Genomic DNA, 20051 nt, shown 5'->3' with positions numbered 1-20051 from the left:
CATCTGACGCATCTAAAGTTGGAATTCCACTATTAACAAATTTTTTATCCACCATTGAATCTCCTTTTAATTTGACACGGTTTCTCTAAATGAATAAACATTGTCGTAGTTGACAGTTACTGAATAATAGAAATAATCGTCGTTTCGGTATGAACTTCCAAAACCTAATGTTGCCTGTTCGTTTTCATCTTTTTTAAAATACTGATTGATAGTTTGATTCCGAACCAAATAATCAATATCAAATGCACCATTATTACCATTATAACTTTTGGATTTCATAGATAAAAAAGATAGAAAAGACTGATTAATCGTTAACTTTTGAAATAAGAATCCATCAAAAGTCCATAATTCTTTCGCTTTCCCCTCATCAGAAAAGATAAATTTCCCATCTATATAATCAACTCTTATTGTTTCTTCTGGCTTTTCAGTAATATCATCAGAAGCCCGTGTCTTGGTTAGCACTCCAGAAATTGTATAATTGCTACTATCCCCCTGTAAAGACATTTCGATAAGAAAAGTCCCACGTTTGATATACACTTGCTCTACTTTAAAGCCTTCCGGAAATTGCTTAAACAAATCAAACAGGTTCTCGGTTGGATAGACACGACTAACCTCAGAGACTTTGTTTTCAATCCATTCTCGACTGTTCTTATTTTCTCCACATCCTGCCAATCCTATCATGATTAATCCTCCTAAAAGTAACATTTCGAAAAACATGCGTTTTTTCATAACCTTCTCCTTTTTTATAATATTCAATAAGATAGCCACCATCATTCTCTTGTAGGATATCATAAAAGCAATATTGCCTTGCATCTTATTCAAATTCGTAAGTCATATTCGCCACGTCTAAAGTTGGAATTCCACTATTGGCCGTTAAATACCTCCACATTTGATACCGTTTCTCTAAAATAATAGCCATCATTGTAATCTAGTAAAATTGAGTAGTAGTAATAACCCTCATTTTGTAGAGAACTTCCAATCTCCAGTACGGATGTTTCAGAATCATTTTTATGAAAATAATTATTAACTACTTCATTTTCTGTAAAATATAAAATACTAAAACCATTTGTCACGCTATTATACGATTTCTCTTTTAATCTTAACTTAGACAATTCTGTTTTATTTAAAGTCAACTTTTGAAATAAAAATCTGTCAAACTTCCATATTTTTTTAGCAGTTTCTTCATCAGAAAAAATAAATTTATTGTCTACATATTGAACACTTACTACCTCTTCTTCGCTTTCTGGTGCATCATCCTTCGCTGGGTTTTTAGCAAGAGTACCTGTTATTGTATGCAATGTTGCATCACCTTTCAGCTTAATTTCTGTGATAAAATCGTCAATTCCATCACTTTTCTTTTTAAAATAAACCTGCTCAATCTCAAACCCTTCTGGAAATTGCTTAAATAAATCAAACAGATTCTCTGTTGGATAGACACGACTAACCTCAGAGACTTTGTTTTCAATCCATTCTCGACTGTTCTTATTTTCTCCACATCCTGTTATTCCTATCATCATCAATCCTACTAAAAGTAACATTGCGAAAAACATACGTTTTTTCATAATCTTCTCCTTACTTATAATATTCAATAAAACAGCTGACCATAGCTTCCTTATAATATACCATAAAAGCAATATTTCCTTGCTTCTTATTCAAGTTCGTAAGTCAGATTTGCTGTATCTAGAGTAGCAATACCACTATTCGCTGTATCCTTCTTACTCATACTTCTCTCCTAATTCGATACTCTCTCCTTAAAATAATAGCCATCATTAAAATCAACAGTAATAGAATAGTAATAAAAGTCATCTAATCTCAAAGAACTACCAAACCCTAGCACTGTTTCAGCTTGTTGCTGTTTATTAAAATATTGGTTAATCGTTTTGTTTTTAATAATATAATCTATATCAAAAGAACCATTATTTCCGTTAAAATGTTTGTTTTTTAATGATAATTTGCTTAAAAATTCTTTATCTATACCTAGTTTTTGAAACAAGAAACCATCAAACTTCCATATCTTTTTAGCGGTTTCTTCATTAGAAAAAATAAATTTGTTGTCTACATATTGAACATTTACTACTTCTTCTTCGCTTTTTGGTGCATCATCCTTCGCTGGGCTTTTAGCAAGAGTACCTGTTATTGTATGCGATGTTGCATCACCTTTCAGCTTAATTTCTGTGATAAAATCGTCAATTCCATCACTTTTCTTTTTAAAATAAACCTGCTCAATCTCAAACCCTTCTGGAAATTGCTTAAACAAATCAAACAGATTCTCGGTTGGATAGACACGACTAACCTCAGATACTTTGTTCTCAATCCATTCTCGACTGTTCTTATTTTCTCCACATCCTGTTATTCCTATCATTATCAACCCTACTAAAACTAACATTGCGAAAAACATACGTTTTTTCATAATACTCTCCTTATTTATGATCAGTTCAATCAGGATATTTAAAATGTTATCAAATTAATTAGAAACACTATTTCTATCATCTATCCAACTTGAAACTATCTCACTCATTCCATCATTTGGGGTATCCTTAAAAGCAATATTAACATTCAATCGATAACCTTTTGTATTATTATAAGATTCCGCTCCACTTATTGATAACATGTGTTCTCCATTTGACTTAAGGAAATTATTTATCGTAGAGTTATCACTAATATAATAGATTTCAAACACATTGCGATTTGAAAAATATCGAAACTTTTCAAGCTTCATCTTAGATAAAACATCTCTATTCAAACTTAATTTTTGGAACAGAAAACCTTTATAACCCCAAATTTTTTCCGCTACCTCATTGTTAGAAAATATAAATTCACCATCCTTATATTCTACATCAACATGCTCTTCCACTTCTTCTTTATATGGATCAGTAGAAATTTGTATAGTCTCTATCTTTCCTTTTATGGTTTGACTTTCTTCATCTCCATCTAAGGAAACTACTGTTCTGAGCGAATCCTTATAAAATGTTTGAGTAATATTAAACCCTTTCGGAAATTGCTTAAACAAATCAAACAGATTCTCGGTTGGATAGACACGACTAACCTCAGAGACTTTGTTCTCAATCCATTCTCGACTGTTTTTATTTTCTCCACATCCTGCCAATCCTATCATGATCAATCCTCCTAAAAGTAATGTTGTGAAAAACGCACGTTTTTTCATAACCTTCTCCTTACTTATGATAATTAATAAAACAACTAATCATATTTCCCTTATAGTATATCATAAAAGGCTGATATGACTGTTTCATCTATGATGTTAAAATCCTGTCTAATTCATTTTAAAACACTGTAATCCTAAAGGTCATGATATAATAGACAATGAATAACAAGCATTACTTGAAGGAGAAATGTATGAAAAAATCGTTCAGACTTTGTTGCCTAGCTTGTGTGACAACACTAGCCTTAGCCCTTGGTGCTTGCTCATCAAAGCCATCTACTAGTTCTACAAATAATTCAAACAATCAGGTTTCTACCTACCATAAGAAAGATGTAACTGGTCCTGCTGCTTCATTTGACTGGAATGCCAAAGTTGAACCTACCAACTATGAGAGAACCTTTGTTGAAACCAACAGTGGCAGTCAATTTAATAAAACTTTAGATCGCACGAAAGAGGCGGCAGAGAATCTTGAAAAAAAGAAAAAGGAAATTTCGGATCCTAAGGTTCAAACAGCCCTCAAATTAGTGGATGCTGTCTTTGTCAATCAAGAAAATTTTGACCTAGTTGTGAAATCAGCGGGTGCTAGCAATCAAGAAGAGTTATTTGATAAGATTTGGAACGAATATTTAGTCCCTGAGTTAACTAAAATCCGTCCGAATTTTTCAAATGATACCGTCTTTGAATATAAAGGAGAAAAATATCCTCTCAAAATTTATGCTCCTATGTTTTTCAAGGTCAACACCAATGCATTAGGAAAAGCAGGTGCCTATACTCTTGAGGACTATAAGGTGGAGGGCGACATGGTTTATTTGAAATTTATGTCCCCATCTGTTGATACCTACCAATACGAAGTCAAGGCTACTTATCATGATAACTTCCAAGACTTCTTTCAAGGACTGGTGGAAGAGCAACAAAAGGTTGGTCAGTCCGACTATGCTAAGGCTCTAAATATTCGATTTGTTTATCAATTAGCGGCGCTTGATTTTAAAGCTGACAACTACGTAGACCTAGAGGGCATGGATTATCTTGATCGTAACACCCATTACCTTGCCATAAAAGTGGATAATAATGGTGAAGCTAGCCTTGACAATGAAAATCTCGCCAACCTTTTACAAATTAGCATGAAGGCTTCAAACGAGGCCAATAAAGGAAAATTTGAATAAATCTTTAAAGCATAAAAAAATCACCTCAAACAGGTGATTTTTGTGTATTCATCTTATCGATAAACCGTCTTAAATCCGACACTGGATACCCTTACTCTCCCAACTGGGCACTGTAAGCGATAATCTGGTCAACTGTTTCAGACAGAAACTGAATCGTATCACGGAGTGGTTTGTCTGTTGAGATATCCGCTCCGATAATCATGGCTGACTCAAGCGGTGTCTTACTACCACCTGATTTGAGGAGGTTGAGCCAGTCTTCAGCTCCAGTTTCCGAATATTTCAGATGGAGGTAACCCGCAGTCGAGATAACTAGTCCAGCAGAGTAGGTGTAGCTATACAAGCCCATGTAGTAGTGAGCTTGGCGCATCCAAGTCAAGGCTGCATCGTCATCAATCTCAATAGCATCTCCCCAGAAATCTGTCAAAACTTCCTTCATAATGCTGTTGAGCTTGCTTGCTCCAAAGGTTTCCCCTTCTTCAATCAATGTATAAACCTTACGCTGGAAGGCTGCTTCCAAGAGGTGGGTGATGAAATTATGGAAGTAGGTATCTGTTAAGCGGTGGGCAAGGGCAAATCGTTTTTGACGTGGGTCGTCCGATTGGTGCTCCAAGTAGTCACTGAGAAGCAATTCATTGAAGGTTGATGGCGCTTCGACATAGTAAGTAGACATGTGGGCATTGAAGTAACTTTGGTGATTATCTGAAAAGATGAATTGACCAGAATGCCCAATTTCATGAATCAAGGTATAGACATCACTCAAACGACCAGTCCAGCTCATGAGGACATAAGGGTGCACGCGATATGGATCCGCCGCATAACCGCCAGAATCTTTACCACTATTGGCAGCAAAGTCCACCCAGCGTTCTTCTTGATAGCGCGCAACTTCCTGACAATATTCTTGCCCTAAAGGTTCTACTGACTTCATGACCAAATCATAGGCGTCATCAATAGTCACTTCAGGATTGAGGGCACTGTCCAAGTCCAATTTCCAGTCTGCAAAGGTCATCTTTTCAAGACCATTGACCTTGGCAACATGCTTGAGGTATCTCTGGGCAACTGGCGCAAAGTCCTTCATGATGAGGTCAATCTGACGATCAAACATAGCACGGTCCACTTCTTGCTCAGCTAGGAGATAATCAAAGACTGAGTCGTAGCCCTTCATATCTGCCAAGAGTTTTTCAGACTTTACCTGAGCTAGATAGGCTGCTGCAGCTGTATTTTGGTGCTTACGAAGTCCCTCTGAGAAGGAGCGGAAAGATTTCTCACGAACCTCAGCGTCCTCGTGATTTTGGTAGAAATTTTCATAGGTAACAAAGCTGTTTTTGTAGGTCTTGCCATTGGCTTCAAAGTCAGCCATTTCAAAGTCCCCAGCTCGCATCTTAGTATAAATGTCCTGTGGACTGTAGAAGACTTCACCCAGATTGGTCAAGGCCTTCTCCACATCAGCCCCTAGATAGTGGGCTTTTTTGATTTTAGCCTGACGAATGGCTGCCGTCAAGTGGGGCTGTTCACCCAAACGGTCCAATACTTCCTCATCTGCTGCCACCAAGGCATCGTCAAAGAAGGTCAAGGCTACGCTGGCATCTGTTTCAAATTCCATCCCAGCTTGGGCGATATTAGCAAAATCTTCATTACTATAATCAGTCGTTTGAGGCATAAAGGCATAATTGCCGATATGGCTCATCTGGATGTAGATTTGCTCCAATTCCGCAAAGGCCTTCTCAAAATCCTCAAAAGTGTGAAGATTACCCTTGTAATCACAGCTAAATTGGTTGATGTCTTCGCGAGTCTTTTCGATTGCTCGCAAGAAATCCTCACGGTCTTGGTAAAGGGCGGTTAAGTCCCAAAGTTCCTTTTCGGGAAATTCTGATCGGTGTTTTTGTTCCATTTTCTTCCTCTTATTTCTCTAATTCTACTAAAACACTAAGGGCTGATAAGGCGTAAAGTGGGGCTGTTTCTGCTCGCAAGATGCGAGGGCCAAGTCCTGCCAAGACGGCTCCTTTAGCTTCAAAAGACTCAATTTCTGCAGGTGAGAGACCGCCTTCTGGACCAAAGATAAAGAGCAATTTGGCTCCTTTTTCAAGACCAGTGACTGCTTGTAAGAGCGCAGCGGCTTCTCCTTCTTTTGCGGATTCTTCATAGGCTACTACGATAGAGTCAAACTGATCCAACAGGGCTAGAAAATCTGCTTTTTTCTCAAAAAGTTGGATACTTGGGACCAGATTCCGCTTGCTTTGTTCTGCTGCTCCAAGGGCGATTTTTTCTAGTTTTTCAACCTTTTTGCCCAATTTCTTACCATCCCACTTGGCGACCGACCAATCTGCTGGAAATGCCCAGATTTGGCTAGCACCTAGTTCCGTCACTTTTTGAGTGATAAACTCAAGCTTGTCTCCCTTGGGAAATCCTGATGCGATGGTCACTTGGATTGGCAGTTCCACATTGTCAGCTAATTCTTCAACTAATTCAAACTGACGAGCTTCTACATCCAGCACGCGCGCCAAGCGCTTGATGCCATCCTCAAAGACTAAGGTCACCTCATCATCTTCTTTCAGCCGCATGACCTGAAACATATGCTTGCTGGTTTCCTTGTCCTCAATGGTGATAGGTGATGTAGCACTGCCTTTGACAAAATACTGCTGCATGCTAGCCTCCAATCACACCTGAAATATCCTTAGTCTTCTTAAAGACACAGGCATTCCATTCCCCTTGAATCATGTGGGTTTCAAGGAAAAATCCAGCTGACTCAGCTGACTCGCGCACCATGTCCCACTTGTCCTTGATAATGCCACTCATGATGAGGTAGCCTTCATCCTTGACCAAGCGATAAGCATCCTCTGTCAGATGAATGAGAATATCCGCTAAGATATTGGCTACAATGACATCTGCTTCAATCTCCACCCCCTTGAGCAAATCACCTGCCGCTATATGGATATTTTCCATGCCTGGATTGAGCTCAATATTTTCCTGAGCCACCCGAACCGCCACATCATCCAGGTCGTAAGCGAAAATTTCCTTAGCGCCAAGAAGTGAGCTGGCAATAGAAAGGACACCTGAACCAGTCCCCACATCTAGCACCGTTTCGCCACCACGAAGAACCTGCTCCAAGGCAAAGAGGCTCATCTTGGTGGTTGGATGCGTCCCAGTCCCAAAAGCCATGCCTGGATCCAGTTTGATAATCTTTTCTCCAGCAGTCGCCTCATAGTCTGTCCAAGATGGCACGATGGTCAAATCATGAGTGATGCGAGCTGGCTCATAGTATTTCTTCCAGTTGTCAGCCCAGTCTTCCTCAGCTAAGGCTGTTGTACCCATCTTGACATCTCCCAAATCCATAAAATCTGTCAATTCTGCTAGGCGAGCCTGCAAGTCCACCTCAACTACAGCTACATCAACCGTATCAGGATAGTAGGCGGTCACTACGATTTCTTCTTGTTGCTCAACCTCTGGGAAAATTTCGCCAAAACGATCCACATTTCCCACATAATCCATGCTGTCTTCAATCGCAACACCTTGGGCACCTAACTCAATTAAGAGATTGGAAACCAATTCCTCTCCCTCACGCTTAACTGTTACTTTTAACTCTTGCCATGTTTCCATCATTAAGATACCAAGCCCGTAAAACACAAAGCCAAAATAGGAAAGTCTCTGAAGACGCTTGTGTCTATGAGACGTTTATCTTTTTGGCACAGTGTTTAGGGCGGGTTCAGTTTAGAAATGTAACCGAACCATCCTTTCTATTTATCAATCATTTTATTCATGTAAACCATATCCATACCTTCTTTTTCAGGCTCGATATGGGTTTGACGGTAGCCATTTTTCTCATAAAAGGCGACCATGCCCGCATCCTGTAATACCGTACACAAATCCCACTGTTTAATCGTTGGAAATTCCTTTTCCAGTAATCTCAATCCCTCAGAACCATAACCTTTTCCTTGATACTGGGGCAAAATCGCTGCCGTTCCCAACCAAGCCTCCGTCAATTCCTCATTGGTCTGAACTCGTAAAAATCCGATATTTTCGTCCTTTTCTTTCACAAAGTAGTAATAGCTATTAGGACGCTCAACCAATTTCCACTTGATTCGTTCACGATCCTCTAGATAGGGATCATACTCATCTTGATATTTCTCATAGACAGCCTTAAAGCTAGCCCTTTGAATTGCAATTACGGTTTCTAAATCTTCTGCTCCTGCTCGGACAAGTTTAATCATAGTCTCTCTCCAAATAATCCCTCACCCTATCCTGCAACTGGGGTACAGCCTTATCTGAGTCAAGAAACTCGTCAATAGGCATCAATTTGTAGCCCTGCCCTTCGTTACCAAAGACGATACTGTCAAACTGTTCCTGAGTCAACTTTCCCACTAGAAAGACGGATTCCTTCCCCTCAAAAAGCATACTTGGGTACACCTTACTCCAAAGCAGGCAATCTTCAGTCAGATGAATTCCTAGTTCTTCATAAACTTCACGCTCCGCGCACTCAAAAGGACTTTCATCACCTTCTCGTCCGCCACCTGGCAACTCCCACATATTGGGCCAAGGGATATTTTCCTTGTCATCACGCAAGATGGTCAGTAGCTTATCTCCACAAAAGAGGGCAATTTTACAACCCGTAAAATCCAAGTGTTTATCCAATAATTCCATGATGATGACCTTTTCTTATCATAACTCCTACTCTATAGAAAACCCCTAGCTAGCTTTCTTCAATTACATTTTGACACTCTGCATCCCAGTACGCCCGCCATCTACCATGTTTTTTAGCAAAATAAACCGTAAACTCATCATTTACATAATCTGCAACATAGCGAAGATTAGGCGGACTTTCCTCAAAACTTAATATCCAAGGATGAAAGTAAAAGGTTTTCTCCCACTTCTTCTGAGTATAGCCTAGATCCTTGGCATACTGGGGAATAGGCTGCTGCATCTCGCTTTCCAATAGGACTGAATAGCATTGTCAATACTATTTAAACGAGCTAATAGTTGCTGAAACTGGTCTTCCTCTTCCGTCTTAAAACCAACTAGAAATTCAAATTCCGAAAAGTCTTCAGGAAATTCAAGTTCTGTGACTGTACCATCTTCTGCATAGCGCCCCTCCTCATCGACAAGGCGACGAGTTCCAGACTTCAATACTTGCTCGAAATCTAGATCCGCAAAGCGATTACGGGGAAGGATGCAAACTGACTGCTCAGATTTATCTGGCTTTCTCCTGAAAAACTGTTTGACTCTTTCTAGCATAGTCTCCCCTTTCTCCTTGAACTCATTATTTAAAAATGTCCACTTAGAATCTTTTCTAATATCTCGGATAAGGGTAAAATTCTCCCTCTTCCAAGCCTACTTTTCCTTCTTCAAAGACTTCTTGGTTCCATTCCATGACGAACTCTTCTGCTTCTGGGTCTTCCAAAAAGTCCATGAGGGCATCCAGCCCAACCTCGGCAGTATCTTTAAGGAAAAGGGCAAAATAAGCTAAAAACTCACGAGAAAATCCTTTTTTAGGCAGATAAGGGATGACTGTTAAATAGTCTTCTGCGTTAACCGTTGACTTTGCAGGATTGTAGAAAAGGACTGCTTCTTCAAAGAGGATATCGTCTGACGAAACTTCTCCGTCCTCATCCACCATCTCCACACCAGCAGCGTTTTGCGCTTCTAGTAAAAAACTCACTTCTACCGCGTGATTGCGCTTGTCCCAGCTAATTTCATAATCAAAAGGAAAGTTCTTGTCCAACTCTTCCTCTAAAACATCTAAAAATCCGTATGTTGCCATTTTGTCCTCTTTCTATGCGACTCTTTAATCGCCCCGATTGCTCGGAAATATGCTAAAATAGATACTACCATCTTACCACATATACATCAGAAAATCCATGTTAGAAAGGACTGCTATGCCAGACAATCTCGCGCTTCGCATGCGCCCAAAAACCATCGACCAGGTCATCGGTCAGGAGCATCTGGTCGGACCTGGAAAAATTATCCGTCGTATGGTGGAAGCCAATCGTCTGTCCTCCATGATTCTCTACGGACCTCCAGGTATTGGCAAGACCAGTATTGCCTCTGCCATCGCTGGGACCACCAAGTATGCCTTTCGGACCTTCAATGCGACTGTTGATAGTAAAAAGCGACTCCAAGAAATCGCTGAAGAGGCTAAATTCTCTGGAGGACTAGTTCTGCTGCTAGACGAGATTCATCGTCTAGACAAGACCAAGCAAGACTTTCTTCTGCCACTCTTGGAAAGTGGTCTGGTCATCATGATTGGAGCTACAACTGAAAATCCCTTCTTTTCTGTCACTCCTGCCATTCGTAGCCGTGTTCAGATTTTTGAGTTAGAACCCTTGTCCAACCAAGATGTCAAAGAAGCGATTCAGATAGCTCTAAGTAACCCTGAACGTGGCTTTGATTTCCCAGTTGAGCTAGATGAGGATGCGCTAGATTTCATCGCATCCTCTACCAATGGAGACCTCCGTTCTGCCTTTAATTCACTAGATTTGGCTGTTCTCTCTACTCCCGAAAATGACAAGGGCACCCGCCATATCACTCTTGATATCATGGAAAATAGCTTGCAGAGGAGTTACATTACCATGGACAAGGACGGGGATGGGCACTATGATGTCCTTTCTGCCCTGCAAAAATCCATCCGCGGCTCGGATGTCGATGCCAGTCTCCACTACGCAGCCCGCTTGATTGAGGCTGGTGATTTGCCAAGTCTCGCTCGTCGCTTGACTGTTATCGCTTATGAAGATATCGGCTTAGCCAATCCTGAAGCCCAGATTCACACCGTGACTGCTCTGGATGCTGCACAAAGGATTGGATTCCCAGAAGCCCGCATTCTCATTGCCAATATCGTGATTGATTTAGCCCTTTCTCCAAAATCCAACTCAGCCTATGTAGCTATGGACAAGGCACTTGCCGACCTCAAAACATCAGGGCATTTGCCTATTCCGCGGCACCTGCGTGATGGGCACTACAGTGGTAGCAAGGAACTGGGGAATGCCCAAGACTATCTCTATCCACACAACTATCCTGGAAATTGGGTCAAGCAAGACTATCTGCCAGAAAAAATTCGTAATCATCACTATTTCCAAGCAGAAGATACTGGTAAATATGAACGGGCTTTGGCTCAAAGAAAGGAAGCTATCGACCGTTTGCGAAAAATCTGAAATCCTTTTCAAAAAATTGCACTTTCCTCTTGATTTTTTTTGAAAAAGTGGTATTATATAAACATAGAAACGCTGTGGTGTACGACTTCACACTTAAGTGTTGACCGACTATTTTTTGTATTATTAGGGAAACAAAAGTCTTCTAACAGCATGTAGGCCGTCTCACACGGAAACAGCTTCAGTTAGAGCGAGTTGCCCACCTGCTTAATTGCGCGGGTTCAATACAAACCGTGAAGTTTCGGCACCAATACAGCTTTTTTCTTTGCCTCCTTAGCTCAGCTGGCAGAGCAGCGGACTCTTAATCCGTGGGTCACAGGTTCGATCCCTGTAGGGGGCATCTAAATACAACAGGAAAAAGCCTTGTAAATCAAGGCTTTTTTTGCTTGTCTATAACTGATTTACCCCATCATTTGTCCCACATTTTAAATCTATCTTTTCTTTTTGAATCAAATTACATCTTAACAAATAGTGTAAAGCCAGTTACTTTTGCTTTGATTCCATACAATATTTTCATGTAGAGAAGACAAATTTTATCTTCTCTTTTTATTTTCAAAATAATAAAAACTGATTTTCTTTTCATAAATCAGACTGAAACTTCCAAATTTTCCATTTTGTTTATTGACATTTCCTCTAAAAAGGTGTATAATATTTTTATTATCAAACTATACTATACTATATAGGGGGTATTGAAATGAAATTTTCTAATCGTTTACTGCTATTCCTTGCAGGAGTTGTTTTTGTCCTTTTAGGACTTTTCCTATTTACAAACCCAGTAGCTAATCTTGTTGCTTACAGCTGGTGGATTGCATTTGGTTTACTGGTTTCTTCTATAGCAGCTATTTTAGGCTATTTCTCTGTACCAAAAGAGCTTCGCTCACCAGCTCATCTTTTCCAAGGGATTGTTAATCTTCTCTTAGCTCTTTACCTCGTTGCCTATGGCTTTGTGACGCTGCCAGTTGTCATTCCAACTATTTTAGGAATTTGGTTAATTGTAGAAGCCATTATAGCTTTCTTTAAAGGCAATCGTCTGGGATTGATTTTCCCTATTATTGGCAACCATATCATGTGGATAGCGTTGCTTGCATTTTTACTAGGTCTAGTGATTTTGTTCAATCCAGTAGCTACAAGTGTCTTTGTCGTTTATGTCGTTGCCTTTGCATTTTTAATTGTTGGTTTCACCTATATCCTTGATGCCTTTCGTAAATAATCTAGCTGCCATTTTGGGCATATTAAAAAAGCTGGGAAGTTACATTCTCAGCTTTTTATTTGCCTTCTTAGATCAGTTGGTAGAGCAGTAGACTCTTAATCTATGGGTCGCAGGTTCGAGCCCTGCAGGGGGCACATCTAAATCAACAGAAATAAGCCTTGAAACCAAGGCTTTTTTTAACGTCTAATAGCTTTTTGTAGAAAAGTATTTAAAAATAAAAGAGAAGAGAATCTCTCACTCTCTTCTCAGTATATCTTATTAAATTTAGTTTTTCTTAATCTACCTGATTTTCCTTTGCAACGACAAATTCTTTAACCAGTCGATAGATAACAGCAAATACGGGGGTAAAGAATATCATTCCAAGTAGTCCGAAAAGATTCCCTCCGATACTAGCAGCCGCAAGCGTGAAAAGGGCTGGTAAGCCAATAGATTGACCCACAACTTTGGGATAGATAAGATTTCCCTCAATCAGTTGTATGATTTGATATAGAAGAAGAGAAAGTAAGGCTTGAGTAGGACTCACTGTGAAGATAAAAATCGCTCCCACAACACAAGCAATCATAGGCCCTACATAAGGAATGAACGATAGCACTCCTGCAAAGATACCTGTCATTACTCCATAGGGTATCCCAAACACGCTGTAACCAACCGCTATCATAACTCCTATGATGACTGCTTCAATCAGCTGACTCATCAAAAATTGGTCATAAGTCTCTAGTGCTACTTGTCCAATGCAAGTTAACTTTGTCACCACTTTCTCTGGAAATATAACTTTTAGAAGTCGACTCGTCATCGCTGCCAGATGTTCCTTACTGGATAAAAATAAAAAGGTGAAGACTATAATCAAAAAGGCATTCATCAAACTTGAAAAAATATTTCCTATATTACTAGTCAGACCGGATAAGAAGGTTATCAAAGCTTGACTAATAGAGCTAGACTGTCCCTGAATTCCTGATACGATAGTTGACAGCATGTCTTTGGTTACAAATTCCGAGCTGTCTAGCAATTTCCTAAGTTGAGTCAGGACTGTTGAAAGGACTGTTCCCAGCTGACTAATAGTCTGAGCTAGGGTTGGCAGCACCAAAACCAAAAGAGCAATCACGATTAAGATAAGAGCTAGGAAAACAAGTACCATGGCAATCGGACGACGCAACTCTGCCTTTACCTTCAATTTAACTAAATACTGTTCAATTTTTTTCATAGGAACATTAAGCACAAAAGCAATAACAGCACCATAAATCAAGGTTGATATTACATCAAAGAGAGAGATTGCTCCTGATATAAAGCTCGATGCATTCAGAATTACAAGAGCAACCAGCCCTATAAAAAGGATTAACGGAGTATATTTTTTAACTAAGTTCATAAATTCTCCTTAATAAACATGTTTAGATACGACTATACTATTTGGTTTTTCAAACTCTCGATCAAGGTAGGCTTGGTAAGTTCCTGGAGCGATAAATCCTTTGGGTGAGAGGATATCGGTGCCAGCCTGACCGACTATGGTATCAGCCAAGAGCACACAGTTTGTAGATAAGACAAAGTAGGATTTAAACTTAGATTTGATAAATTTATAAAGTTCCCCATCTGTCTCGTGTCTGATTTTATAAGCGTAGGTGTAGTCTTCCTTACCATCACCTGTCATGATTTTATCTGCACTTGGCTCCCATGGAATTGTCAGTTGTTTCAATTCAGCCAACTTTTTCTGAACTGCTTTTTCCATTTCAGGCGTCAAATATATCCCATAACCAAAAAGCGTTTTTTGACTCTCACGTTTACATAGGTCAATGTACTTGTCACGATCACAGAAATATAAGACACCATCTCCTACCATGCCAAATAAGGTCTCAGAAGACGGATCATAGTTGCCATAAGAAATAACACGGCCTTGATAGCAGATATCCACATGACCAATTGCCGAAAACAGAGAGGTCTCAGCTGTATGAACAAAAATTTCAAGCTCCGCTGTCTTACCAGACTTCACCATTCCAAGATGGATATCTTCTTCCTCATCAGCATTTTCCAGCATAAATTTGTTAATTTTTGCTAAAGTTCTTGCAGGGATGAGAGCGGCTAGGACAATAGGTAAGCTAATTCTAATGCGACGTTTGAGATGGTTTTTCCCAATTTCCTCCTCAAACAAGAAACCGTCACGGATATTGGACACACCATAAAGGAAAAAATAAGCCCCTAATACAAAGAGTTGAAAGACAGAATTTCCCGTAGAGGACAAAAGACTAGTCCCACCAAGAAAAACTAGTACGAGTCCATCTAGTAAGAGACGAAAACGAGGTCGAATTTTGTTTTTGCGGTAGAGAACATAGGTGACAAGGTTGATAGTAGCATGAAAAATCTGATAAACTCCAATCACAAGAGCCAAAATATAAATCGGCACATCCGTCGCAAAATTGGAGCCAAGCAAATATCCCAGCACTAACAATTTAACCAGTGCAACTCCCAAGGTGTCCGTTGACTGACTTTTTTTGAAAATACGTAATACTAAATCTAAGACCGTTGCTATCCAAGCTAAAAACAGAACCAGTCGAATAACCGTTACTGGCAACCAAGTCCCCGTAACCATCAAGATAAGACCTAGCAGAACAAATAAGAAACCCTGAGCAAGTAATTTCCTACCTGTCAGACCTAAAGATAGAATTTTTTCCATATAAAAACCTTTCAACAATAAAAATTAAACACTCCGATTAAACTGACTAGTAAATAGCCAACACTACAAACAGCCTGTGCCAGCAACATATGGTGACTAGAAATGACTGTAGTAATGTCACCATCTTGTCTTATGCACTTCTAAAAATTGTTTTATTGATTCGAAAACAAAGCTAATAAAAATTAACTAAACTTGAGAGATAAGTACAATTGAGACGAAAAAATGTATAACCAATTCAACTTGTTAAGGTAAGAAAGCATTATTTCCAATCTATTAATTATTCATCTATTACTTATTATGACACAATATTCCCTATAGTTCAACTTTTTACTTGTTTTTATATTACACGGACTAAAAAGTTTTCAACAGTTGATTGCATGTGTTTTAATAAGTTTTAACCTTTCTTGGTTAGATAAAAAAAGAACCATACAGTTTAGAATCTGTATGGTTTTTGCCCCACTTTTGTCCCATTTTTAAATCATGACATTGAAAATACCTAAAATCACTTATATTTCAATATTTTTAATTGCTCTCAATATGAAAGTCCTTTCCAAATCCCTGTAGGGGGCATCTAAATCAACAGGAAAAAGCCTTGATTTACAAGGCTTTTTTGTGTATCTGTTCTACTTTTGGTCAACTAATGGATATCAACGGTATAATTTTATGAACACCCTTCCCAGACAGCTCTAATCTGATTGCACTCAAAATTTTTTAAAATTTAAAACAAAAGACTTGCTTTTCTTTTAATTTATGTTATACTTGTTCTTGTATCTGATACAAGTTTATTAAGAGAGGGATTCATATGGATACAAAATTCTCAGTTGCTTTGCATATCTTAACAATGATTAGTGAAAGCAAGGAAACCTTAAGTTCTCAAGCACTAGCTATTAGTGTTGGGACTAACGCTAGTTACATTCGAAAAGTGATTGCCTTATTGAAAAATGCAGATTTGATTCATTCCCAGCAAGGAAAAACAGGTTATCAACTCAGTAAGTCTCCAAAGAAAATGACTTTACTAGAGATCTACTATGCTACTCAAGAAATCAATCACATTAGTTTATTCCCTGTTCATCAAAATAGTAATCCCGATTGTCCCGTTGGAAAACATATCCAAGGAGCAGTTTCACCGCTTTTTGCTAGTGCCGAATCTCAACTAGAGAAGGAATTAGCAAATCAAACTTTAGAAGATGTCATTGACAATCTATATAAACAAGCTAAACAAGTCCGAAACTGATTTGATAACAAATCAGTTTTTACTGGAAAAAACATATACTTGTATCAGATACAGGTATATAAAATCATATTAAAAAGAAAAGAGAAGACAATGAAAGCCGCGCAACACACTACTTATAACAAAAACAATATCACACTGAACATCACAGAAATCGCTAAACCAAGTATTACAGACAAACAAGTCTTGGTGAAAGTCACCGCAGCCGGTGTTAATCCTCTCGATAACATGATCTCTCGTGGTGAGGTCAAGATGATTGTTCCTTACAAACTTCCTCAAACTGCAGGTAACGAGGTCGGTGGGATCGTTGAAAGCATTGGCAAGCAAGTTGACAACTTTCAGATAGGAGACCGTGTCTTTGGCCGTCTGCCACTTGATCATATCGGCGCCTTTGCAGAATACGTAGCTGTCGATAGCCAAGCCTTAGCCAAGGTTCCAGACTATCTATCAGACGAGGAAGCCGCTGCTGTTCCTCTTACTGCCTTGACTATCATGCAGGCTCTTGACCTCATGGGCACTCAAGCTGGGAAAACGATCTTTATTTCTGGTGGTACTGGAGGTGTCGGTGGAATGGCCATTCCGATTGCCAAGGCCAAAGGTTTGAAAGTCATCACCAACGGTTCTGGAGATAGTGCTGAGCGTGTGTTGAAACTAGGAGCAGATAGATTTATCGATTACAAAACAGAGGATTATACAAAAACTATTAGTCAGGTGGATTATGTCCTCGATACTCTCGGTGGAGCTGAAACTGAAAAACAAATGTCTATCATGAAAAAAGGTGGTCATCTTGTTTCACTTCGTGCCTTGCCAAACGGTGCCTTTGCCAAACGCATGAATCTACCAAAATGGAAACAGATTATTCTTGGCTTAGCAGGTCGCAAATTCGATAAGATGGCGGAAAAATATGGTGTCCGCTACCATTTTATCTTTGTAGAAAGCAATGGCGCTCAATTACAAGAGGTAGCTGACCTCTTTAGTAAATTAGAAATCAAACCCTCTATCGATACAGTTTATCCATTTGAAGAAGTGAATAGCGCCTTAGACAAGGTCGCTAATGGTCGCTCACGTGGAAAAACAGTCCTCAGCTTTAAGAAATAAAAAGGAAAACACAATGTCATATCTTACTACAAAAAATCAATTCGTCACTTGGCAGTGAATAAGTGTTCCGAAAAAGGGCTAACCAAACGTCAGCAAGGTTTGTCATGCCTAGCATACTATGTCACCGAGGTTACAAGTAATGAGGACCTCTTCGTCATTGACTAGCATACAAATGAATGGAACTAGTAACTCTGCTAATGATAAAAATGAACTGTTTCATATGATTCTATTTAATGAGTATTTTTCAATTCTGATGATAAATCATATGAAGCTTTTTTAATATTCAAAAAGACTCCACCTATCTATAGGAAATCTACCCTAGAGATGGATGGAGTCTTCTTTCACTCACTAATCTAATCGAATAAACATCATGGCATTTAACAAAGATATGAGTGAGACCGTGTTTATATTATTGGAATAGATGAGTCTCTTATTTTCAATCGGAGGAATAATAAAATTAGAAATGATGATATCATAAGGCGATTCTTCTAAAGATTCCTTTGATAATTCTAATTCAGTCCAAACTTCAAGTTCAAAATTGTTGCTGCAATAATAAGAAAGTGTCTCTGCAACGGATTTGGCATGATACTGATCAAAATTGCTCATAACCAGAACCTTCAGCTTTGGCTGATTTTGTAGTAAATTAAGCACCAAATGTTTGGTATGAGTGATGAAGGTATAAGATATATGATTTACCATCATTGAACTAGAACAAACCTCAAGAGTCTCTAAATAATGAGAAAGCTCTTTTTTTACATCTGAAACAAATTTAGGAAAAATATTTTGAAAATTCCTGATTGTATTCCCTTTTTGATCAAATAAAATAAACTCAGTGGACAACTCTTGACGATACAGATGTGCGGTATTATGCAGATGCCAAATCAGATTATCCTTATTCTCAATCTCAATCTGATACTTGACTGAAATCTGATCAATAAAATCACTCAATAGATGGTAAGATTTTTCAACATAGCTATCATTTTTTACGCATTTTATAAAGAGACTTTCATCTATGAAAAACATTTTTTGAAAGTAAGACACAAATAATTGGCAAACAACTTCTTCATCTAAAGAGAGATTGTATTCTGATTCAAAACTCTGTGCAACACCTTCTATTCCTTCTGCCTGCATCAAAGCATTCAAACTTTGGTCGTTAAAAGAATCTTTCTCTATTTCCATAAAATGACCAAACTTTATTCTATATAGGTTCGTAACTAGGAGCAACTTTAGCATTCTTTGAGTTGCGAAATTGACAGGAAATGCTGTTTCTTTATAGACCAGTGCTAACAGCTTACACAAAGGTTCTACTGAAAAATCTTCAAAAGGCCATTCAAGGAAATAATATTTCTCTGAAAAATACTGAGCAAAAAAGTAACGGATATCAATCTCATTTCCTGTGATTCGAACTGGATTAAGGTTGATTTCAAAACGATATTGTTTCTTAATAATTTTATTAATATGACTGATGATACGGTAAAGAGAGGAAGAACTGATATAAAATTCTTTACAAATACTCTCAGCTTGACAACCTTCATTAAAGAAGATGAATTCTAAAATCAAAAAATGAGTTGAATGTTTAAAGAAATGATGGTAAACCATTTCAATATCACTATCATCGGTATTAATAATGCGTATACCATTAGTAGAAGAATGAAAAATCAAGTCAGGAAAAGCAGATTTAACATGGGATAGATCATCTTTGACTGCACGTTCTGTACAATTTAGTAACTCTGCTAGTTCAGAACGATGAAACCATCGTTTATATTCAAATAATAATTCTAATAATTCTAATTGCCTATGACTTTTTTTAGATAATAAATCTCTCATGAATAGCTTTTCTCTCTTTATAATAAACTAAACGATTGCCTATCAATCTTCATGCAATTATACCATATAGAGTGCATTTATCCTCTTACAACGACTTTTGCTTGTCATCAAAAGACTAGTCTAATCCCTTAGAAACCCAGTAGCATCAATCTTTTCTTATTTATTTGTACCTTTGGTGTGTTTTTATAATACGTAATTTAAGACAAATTATTATCTTTCCATATTTAAATATTATATAATTAATTTAATCAAAGGAATTGATTTTCTGAAATTGATTCTTTGATTTAGAAATAGAAAAGGAGGATACACTATGTTGTGGTCCATTATTGTAGGAGGTCTTATTGGTCTCATCGCAGGTGCAATCACTAAAAAAGGTGGTTCAATGGGATTGATTGCAAATATCTTTGCAGGTCTTATCGGTTCGTCTGTAGGGCAATCACTTCTAGGAAGCTGGGGACCTTCATTGGCTGGAATGGCTATTATTCCGTCAATCGTAGGTGCTGTGATTGTTGTTGCAGTCGTTTCATTTCTATTTGGTAAAAAATAAGCATTACCTAATAAGAA

General features: G+C 38.4%; 19 protein-coding genes, 2 tRNA genes and 2 pseudogenes. 9 read left to right on the top strand and 14 right to left on the bottom strand.

All coding sequences use genetic code 11. The features are described 5' to 3' along the window. Positions 1-66: 66 nt before the first annotated feature. From Q4443_RS04495 to Q4443_RS04480, 4 genes are all read right to left on the bottom strand, one after another. Positions 67-729 (bottom strand): hypothetical protein, encoded by a 663-nt coding sequence (locus tag Q4443_RS04495; RefSeq protein ID WP_049519034.1) that lies wholly within the window; start codon positions 727-729, stop codon positions 67-69. Between the two features lie 134 nt (positions 730-863). Beyond that, positions 864-1562: a hypothetical protein gene (locus Q4443_RS04490; RefSeq protein ID WP_084880195.1), complete on the bottom strand. Its 699-nt coding sequence runs from the start codon at positions 1560-1562 to the stop codon at positions 864-866. 170 nt (positions 1563-1732) lie between these two features. Further along, positions 1733-2410 carry a hypothetical protein gene (locus tag Q4443_RS04485; protein WP_049519718.1) on the bottom strand — a complete coding sequence of 226 codons (678 nt, stop codon included), beginning with the start codon at positions 2408-2410 and terminating at the stop codon, positions 1733-1735. Positions 2411-2464: 54 nt separating this feature from the next. Then, complete coding sequence (locus tag Q4443_RS04480) at positions 2465-3163, bottom strand: hypothetical protein (protein ID WP_070568271.1); 699 nt, start codon at positions 3161-3163, stop codon at positions 2465-2467. A 191-nt stretch (positions 3164-3354) separates the two neighbouring features. On the opposite strand from Q4443_RS04480, the gene Q4443_RS04475 reads away from it, so the two are divergent. Then, a complete protein-coding gene (locus Q4443_RS04475; RefSeq protein WP_049479777.1) occupies positions 3355-4323 on the top strand; it encodes a hypothetical protein in 969 nt (322 codons plus the stop codon). 91 nt (positions 4324-4414) lie between these two features. On the opposite strand, the gene pepF is transcribed toward Q4443_RS04475, so the two are convergent. The 7 genes and pseudogenes from pepF to Q4443_RS04435 form a co-directional block, all read right to left on the bottom strand. Continuing rightward, positions 4415-6211 (bottom strand): oligoendopeptidase F, encoded by a 1797-nt coding sequence (gene pepF / locus Q4443_RS04470; protein ID WP_049519715.1) that lies wholly within the window; start codon positions 6209-6211, stop codon positions 4415-4417. Positions 6212-6221: 10 nt separating this feature from the next. After that, positions 6222-6965: a 16S rRNA (uracil(1498)-N(3))-methyltransferase gene (locus tag Q4443_RS04465; RefSeq protein WP_049519714.1), complete on the bottom strand. Its 744-nt coding sequence runs from the start codon at positions 6963-6965 to the stop codon at positions 6222-6224. Position 6966: 1 nt separating this feature from the next. Continuing rightward, complete coding sequence (prmA, locus tag Q4443_RS04460; RefSeq protein ID WP_080978845.1) at positions 6967-7917, bottom strand: 50S ribosomal protein L11 methyltransferase; 951 nt, start codon at positions 7915-7917, stop codon at positions 6967-6969. A 137-nt stretch (positions 7918-8054) separates the two neighbouring features. Further along, positions 8055-8528 (bottom strand): GNAT family N-acetyltransferase, encoded by a 474-nt coding sequence (locus Q4443_RS04455; RefSeq protein ID WP_000594172.1) that lies wholly within the window; start codon positions 8526-8528, stop codon positions 8055-8057. Then, positions 8521-8958, bottom strand: a complete 438-nt coding sequence (locus tag Q4443_RS04450) for an NUDIX hydrolase (RefSeq protein WP_000421347.1) — start codon at positions 8956-8958, stop codon at positions 8521-8523. Before Q4443_RS04450 ends, Q4443_RS04455 begins: the two co-directional genes overlap by 8 nt. 49 nt (positions 8959-9007) lie before the next feature. Then, positions 9008-9549 (bottom strand): annotated as a pseudogene (locus Q4443_RS10380) (hypothetical protein). A 55-nt stretch (positions 9550-9604) separates the two neighbouring features. After that, positions 9605-10075, bottom strand: a complete 471-nt coding sequence (locus Q4443_RS04435; protein WP_000257115.1) for a DUF3013 family protein — start codon at positions 10073-10075, stop codon at positions 9605-9607. A gap of 115 nt (positions 10076-10190) precedes the next feature. Between Q4443_RS04435 and Q4443_RS04430 the strand changes: the two genes are divergently transcribed. From Q4443_RS04430 to Q4443_RS04415, 4 genes are all read left to right on the top strand, one after another. Next, positions 10191-11462, top strand: a complete 1272-nt coding sequence (locus Q4443_RS04430; RefSeq protein WP_049519711.1) for a replication-associated recombination protein A — start codon at positions 10191-10193, stop codon at positions 11460-11462. A 264-nt stretch (positions 11463-11726) separates the two neighbouring features. Further along, positions 11727-11799, top strand: a tRNA-Lys gene (locus tag Q4443_RS04425). 354 nt (positions 11800-12153) lie between these two features. Beyond that, entirely contained in the window at positions 12154-12669 is a 516-nt protein-coding gene (locus Q4443_RS04420) for a DUF308 domain-containing protein (RefSeq protein WP_000672739.1), read from the top strand. Between the two features lie 61 nt (positions 12670-12730). After that, positions 12731-12803: transfer RNA gene (locus Q4443_RS04415), tRNA-Lys, on the top strand. A 140-nt stretch (positions 12804-12943) separates the two neighbouring features. Here Q4443_RS04415 and Q4443_RS04410 read toward each other — a convergent pair. Next, positions 12944-14032 (bottom strand): AI-2E family transporter, encoded by a 1089-nt coding sequence (locus Q4443_RS04410; protein WP_303408018.1) that lies wholly within the window; start codon positions 14030-14032, stop codon positions 12944-12946. Positions 14033-14041: 9 nt separating this feature from the next. Continuing rightward, a complete protein-coding gene (locus Q4443_RS04405; RefSeq protein ID WP_042768538.1) occupies positions 14042-15331 on the bottom strand; it encodes a membrane protein in 1290 nt (429 codons plus the stop codon). A gap of 802 nt (positions 15332-16133) precedes the next feature. Here Q4443_RS04405 and Q4443_RS04400 point away from each other — a divergent pair. The 3 genes and pseudogenes from Q4443_RS04400 to Q4443_RS10375 form a co-directional block, all read left to right on the top strand. After that, a complete protein-coding gene (locus Q4443_RS04400) occupies positions 16134-16565 on the top strand; it encodes an Rrf2 family transcriptional regulator (RefSeq protein ID WP_000379854.1) in 432 nt (143 codons plus the stop codon). A gap of 90 nt (positions 16566-16655) precedes the next feature. Further along, on the top strand, positions 16656-17660 hold the full coding sequence (locus tag Q4443_RS04395; RefSeq protein WP_303408017.1) for an NADP-dependent oxidoreductase: 1005 nt from the start codon (positions 16656-16658) through the stop codon (positions 17658-17660). 45 nt (positions 17661-17705) lie between these two features. Next, positions 17706-17810 (top strand): annotated as a pseudogene (locus Q4443_RS10375) (VOC family protein); the annotation flags it as partial. Between the two features lie 198 nt (positions 17811-18008). Here Q4443_RS10375 and Q4443_RS04390 read toward each other — a convergent pair. Beyond that, complete coding sequence (locus Q4443_RS04390; RefSeq protein ID WP_303408015.1) at positions 18009-19487, bottom strand: M protein trans-acting positive regulator PRD domain-containing protein; 1479 nt, start codon at positions 19485-19487, stop codon at positions 18009-18011. A gap of 310 nt (positions 19488-19797) precedes the next feature. Between Q4443_RS04390 and Q4443_RS04385 the strand changes: the two genes are divergently transcribed. Further along, a complete protein-coding gene (locus tag Q4443_RS04385) occupies positions 19798-20034 on the top strand; it encodes a GlsB/YeaQ/YmgE family stress response membrane protein (RefSeq protein ID WP_000964741.1) in 237 nt (78 codons plus the stop codon). Positions 20035-20051: the final 17 nt, after the last annotated feature.

It is taken from the genome of Streptococcus sp. GP0011 (genome assembly GCF_030546305.1).
In the GTDB taxonomy this organism is placed as follows: domain Bacteria; phylum Bacillota; class Bacilli; order Lactobacillales; family Streptococcaceae; genus Streptococcus.
Note: the sequence above shows the minus strand (reverse complement) of the source record. Positions and strands in the feature narration are given on the sequence as shown.

Bases quoted from the DNA above. Each gene is read 5' to 3' on its own strand.
- Q4443_RS04390 (WP_303408015.1), bottom strand. From the start codon at position 19,487: ATGAGAGATTTATTATCTAAAAAAAGTCATAGGCAATTAGAATTATTA.
- Q4443_RS04450 (WP_000421347.1), bottom strand. From the start codon at position 8,958: ATGGAATTATTGGATAAACACTTGGATTTTACGGGTTGTAAAATTGCC.
- Q4443_RS04475 (WP_049479777.1), top strand. From the start codon at position 3,355: ATGAAAAAATCGTTCAGACTTTGTTGCCTAGCTTGTGTGACAACACTA.
- Q4443_RS04395 (WP_303408017.1), top strand. From the start codon at position 16,656: ATGAAAGCCGCGCAACACACTACTTATAACAAAAACAATATCACACTG.
- Q4443_RS04410 (WP_303408018.1), bottom strand. From the start codon at position 14,032: ATGAACTTAGTTAAAAAATATACTCCGTTAATCCTTTTTATAGGGCTG.
- Q4443_RS04385 (WP_000964741.1), top strand. From the start codon at position 19,798: ATGTTGTGGTCCATTATTGTAGGAGGTCTTATTGGTCTCATCGCAGGT.
- Q4443_RS04465 (WP_049519714.1), bottom strand. From the start codon at position 6,965: ATGCAGCAGTATTTTGTCAAAGGCAGTGCTACATCACCTATCACCATT.
- Q4443_RS04490 (WP_084880195.1), bottom strand. From the start codon at position 1,562: ATGAAAAAACGTATGTTTTTCGCAATGTTACTTTTAGTAGGATTGATG.
- Q4443_RS04430 (WP_049519711.1), top strand. From the start codon at position 10,191: ATGCCAGACAATCTCGCGCTTCGCATGCGCCCAAAAACCATCGACCAG.
- Q4443_RS04455 (WP_000594172.1), bottom strand. From the start codon at position 8,528: ATGATTAAACTTGTCCGAGCAGGAGCAGAAGATTTAGAAACCGTAATT.
- pepF (WP_049519715.1), bottom strand. From the start codon at position 6,211: ATGGAACAAAAACACCGATCAGAATTTCCCGAAAAGGAACTTTGGGAC.
- Q4443_RS04400 (WP_000379854.1), top strand. From the start codon at position 16,134: ATGGATACAAAATTCTCAGTTGCTTTGCATATCTTAACAATGATTAGT.
- Q4443_RS04420 (WP_000672739.1), top strand. From the start codon at position 12,154: ATGAAATTTTCTAATCGTTTACTGCTATTCCTTGCAGGAGTTGTTTTT.
- Q4443_RS04480 (WP_070568271.1), bottom strand. From the start codon at position 3,163: ATGAAAAAACGTGCGTTTTTCACAACATTACTTTTAGGAGGATTGATC.
- Q4443_RS04405 (WP_042768538.1), bottom strand. From the start codon at position 15,331: ATGGAAAAAATTCTATCTTTAGGTCTGACAGGTAGGAAATTACTTGCT.
- Q4443_RS04435 (WP_000257115.1), bottom strand. From the start codon at position 10,075: ATGGCAACATACGGATTTTTAGATGTTTTAGAGGAAGAGTTGGACAAG.
- Q4443_RS04495 (WP_049519034.1), bottom strand. From the start codon at position 729: ATGAAAAAACGCATGTTTTTCGAAATGTTACTTTTAGGAGGATTAATC.
- prmA (WP_080978845.1), bottom strand. From the start codon at position 7,917: ATGGAAACATGGCAAGAGTTAAAAGTAACAGTTAAGCGTGAGGGAGAG.
- Q4443_RS04485 (WP_049519718.1), bottom strand. From the start codon at position 2,410: ATGAAAAAACGTATGTTTTTCGCAATGTTAGTTTTAGTAGGGTTGATA.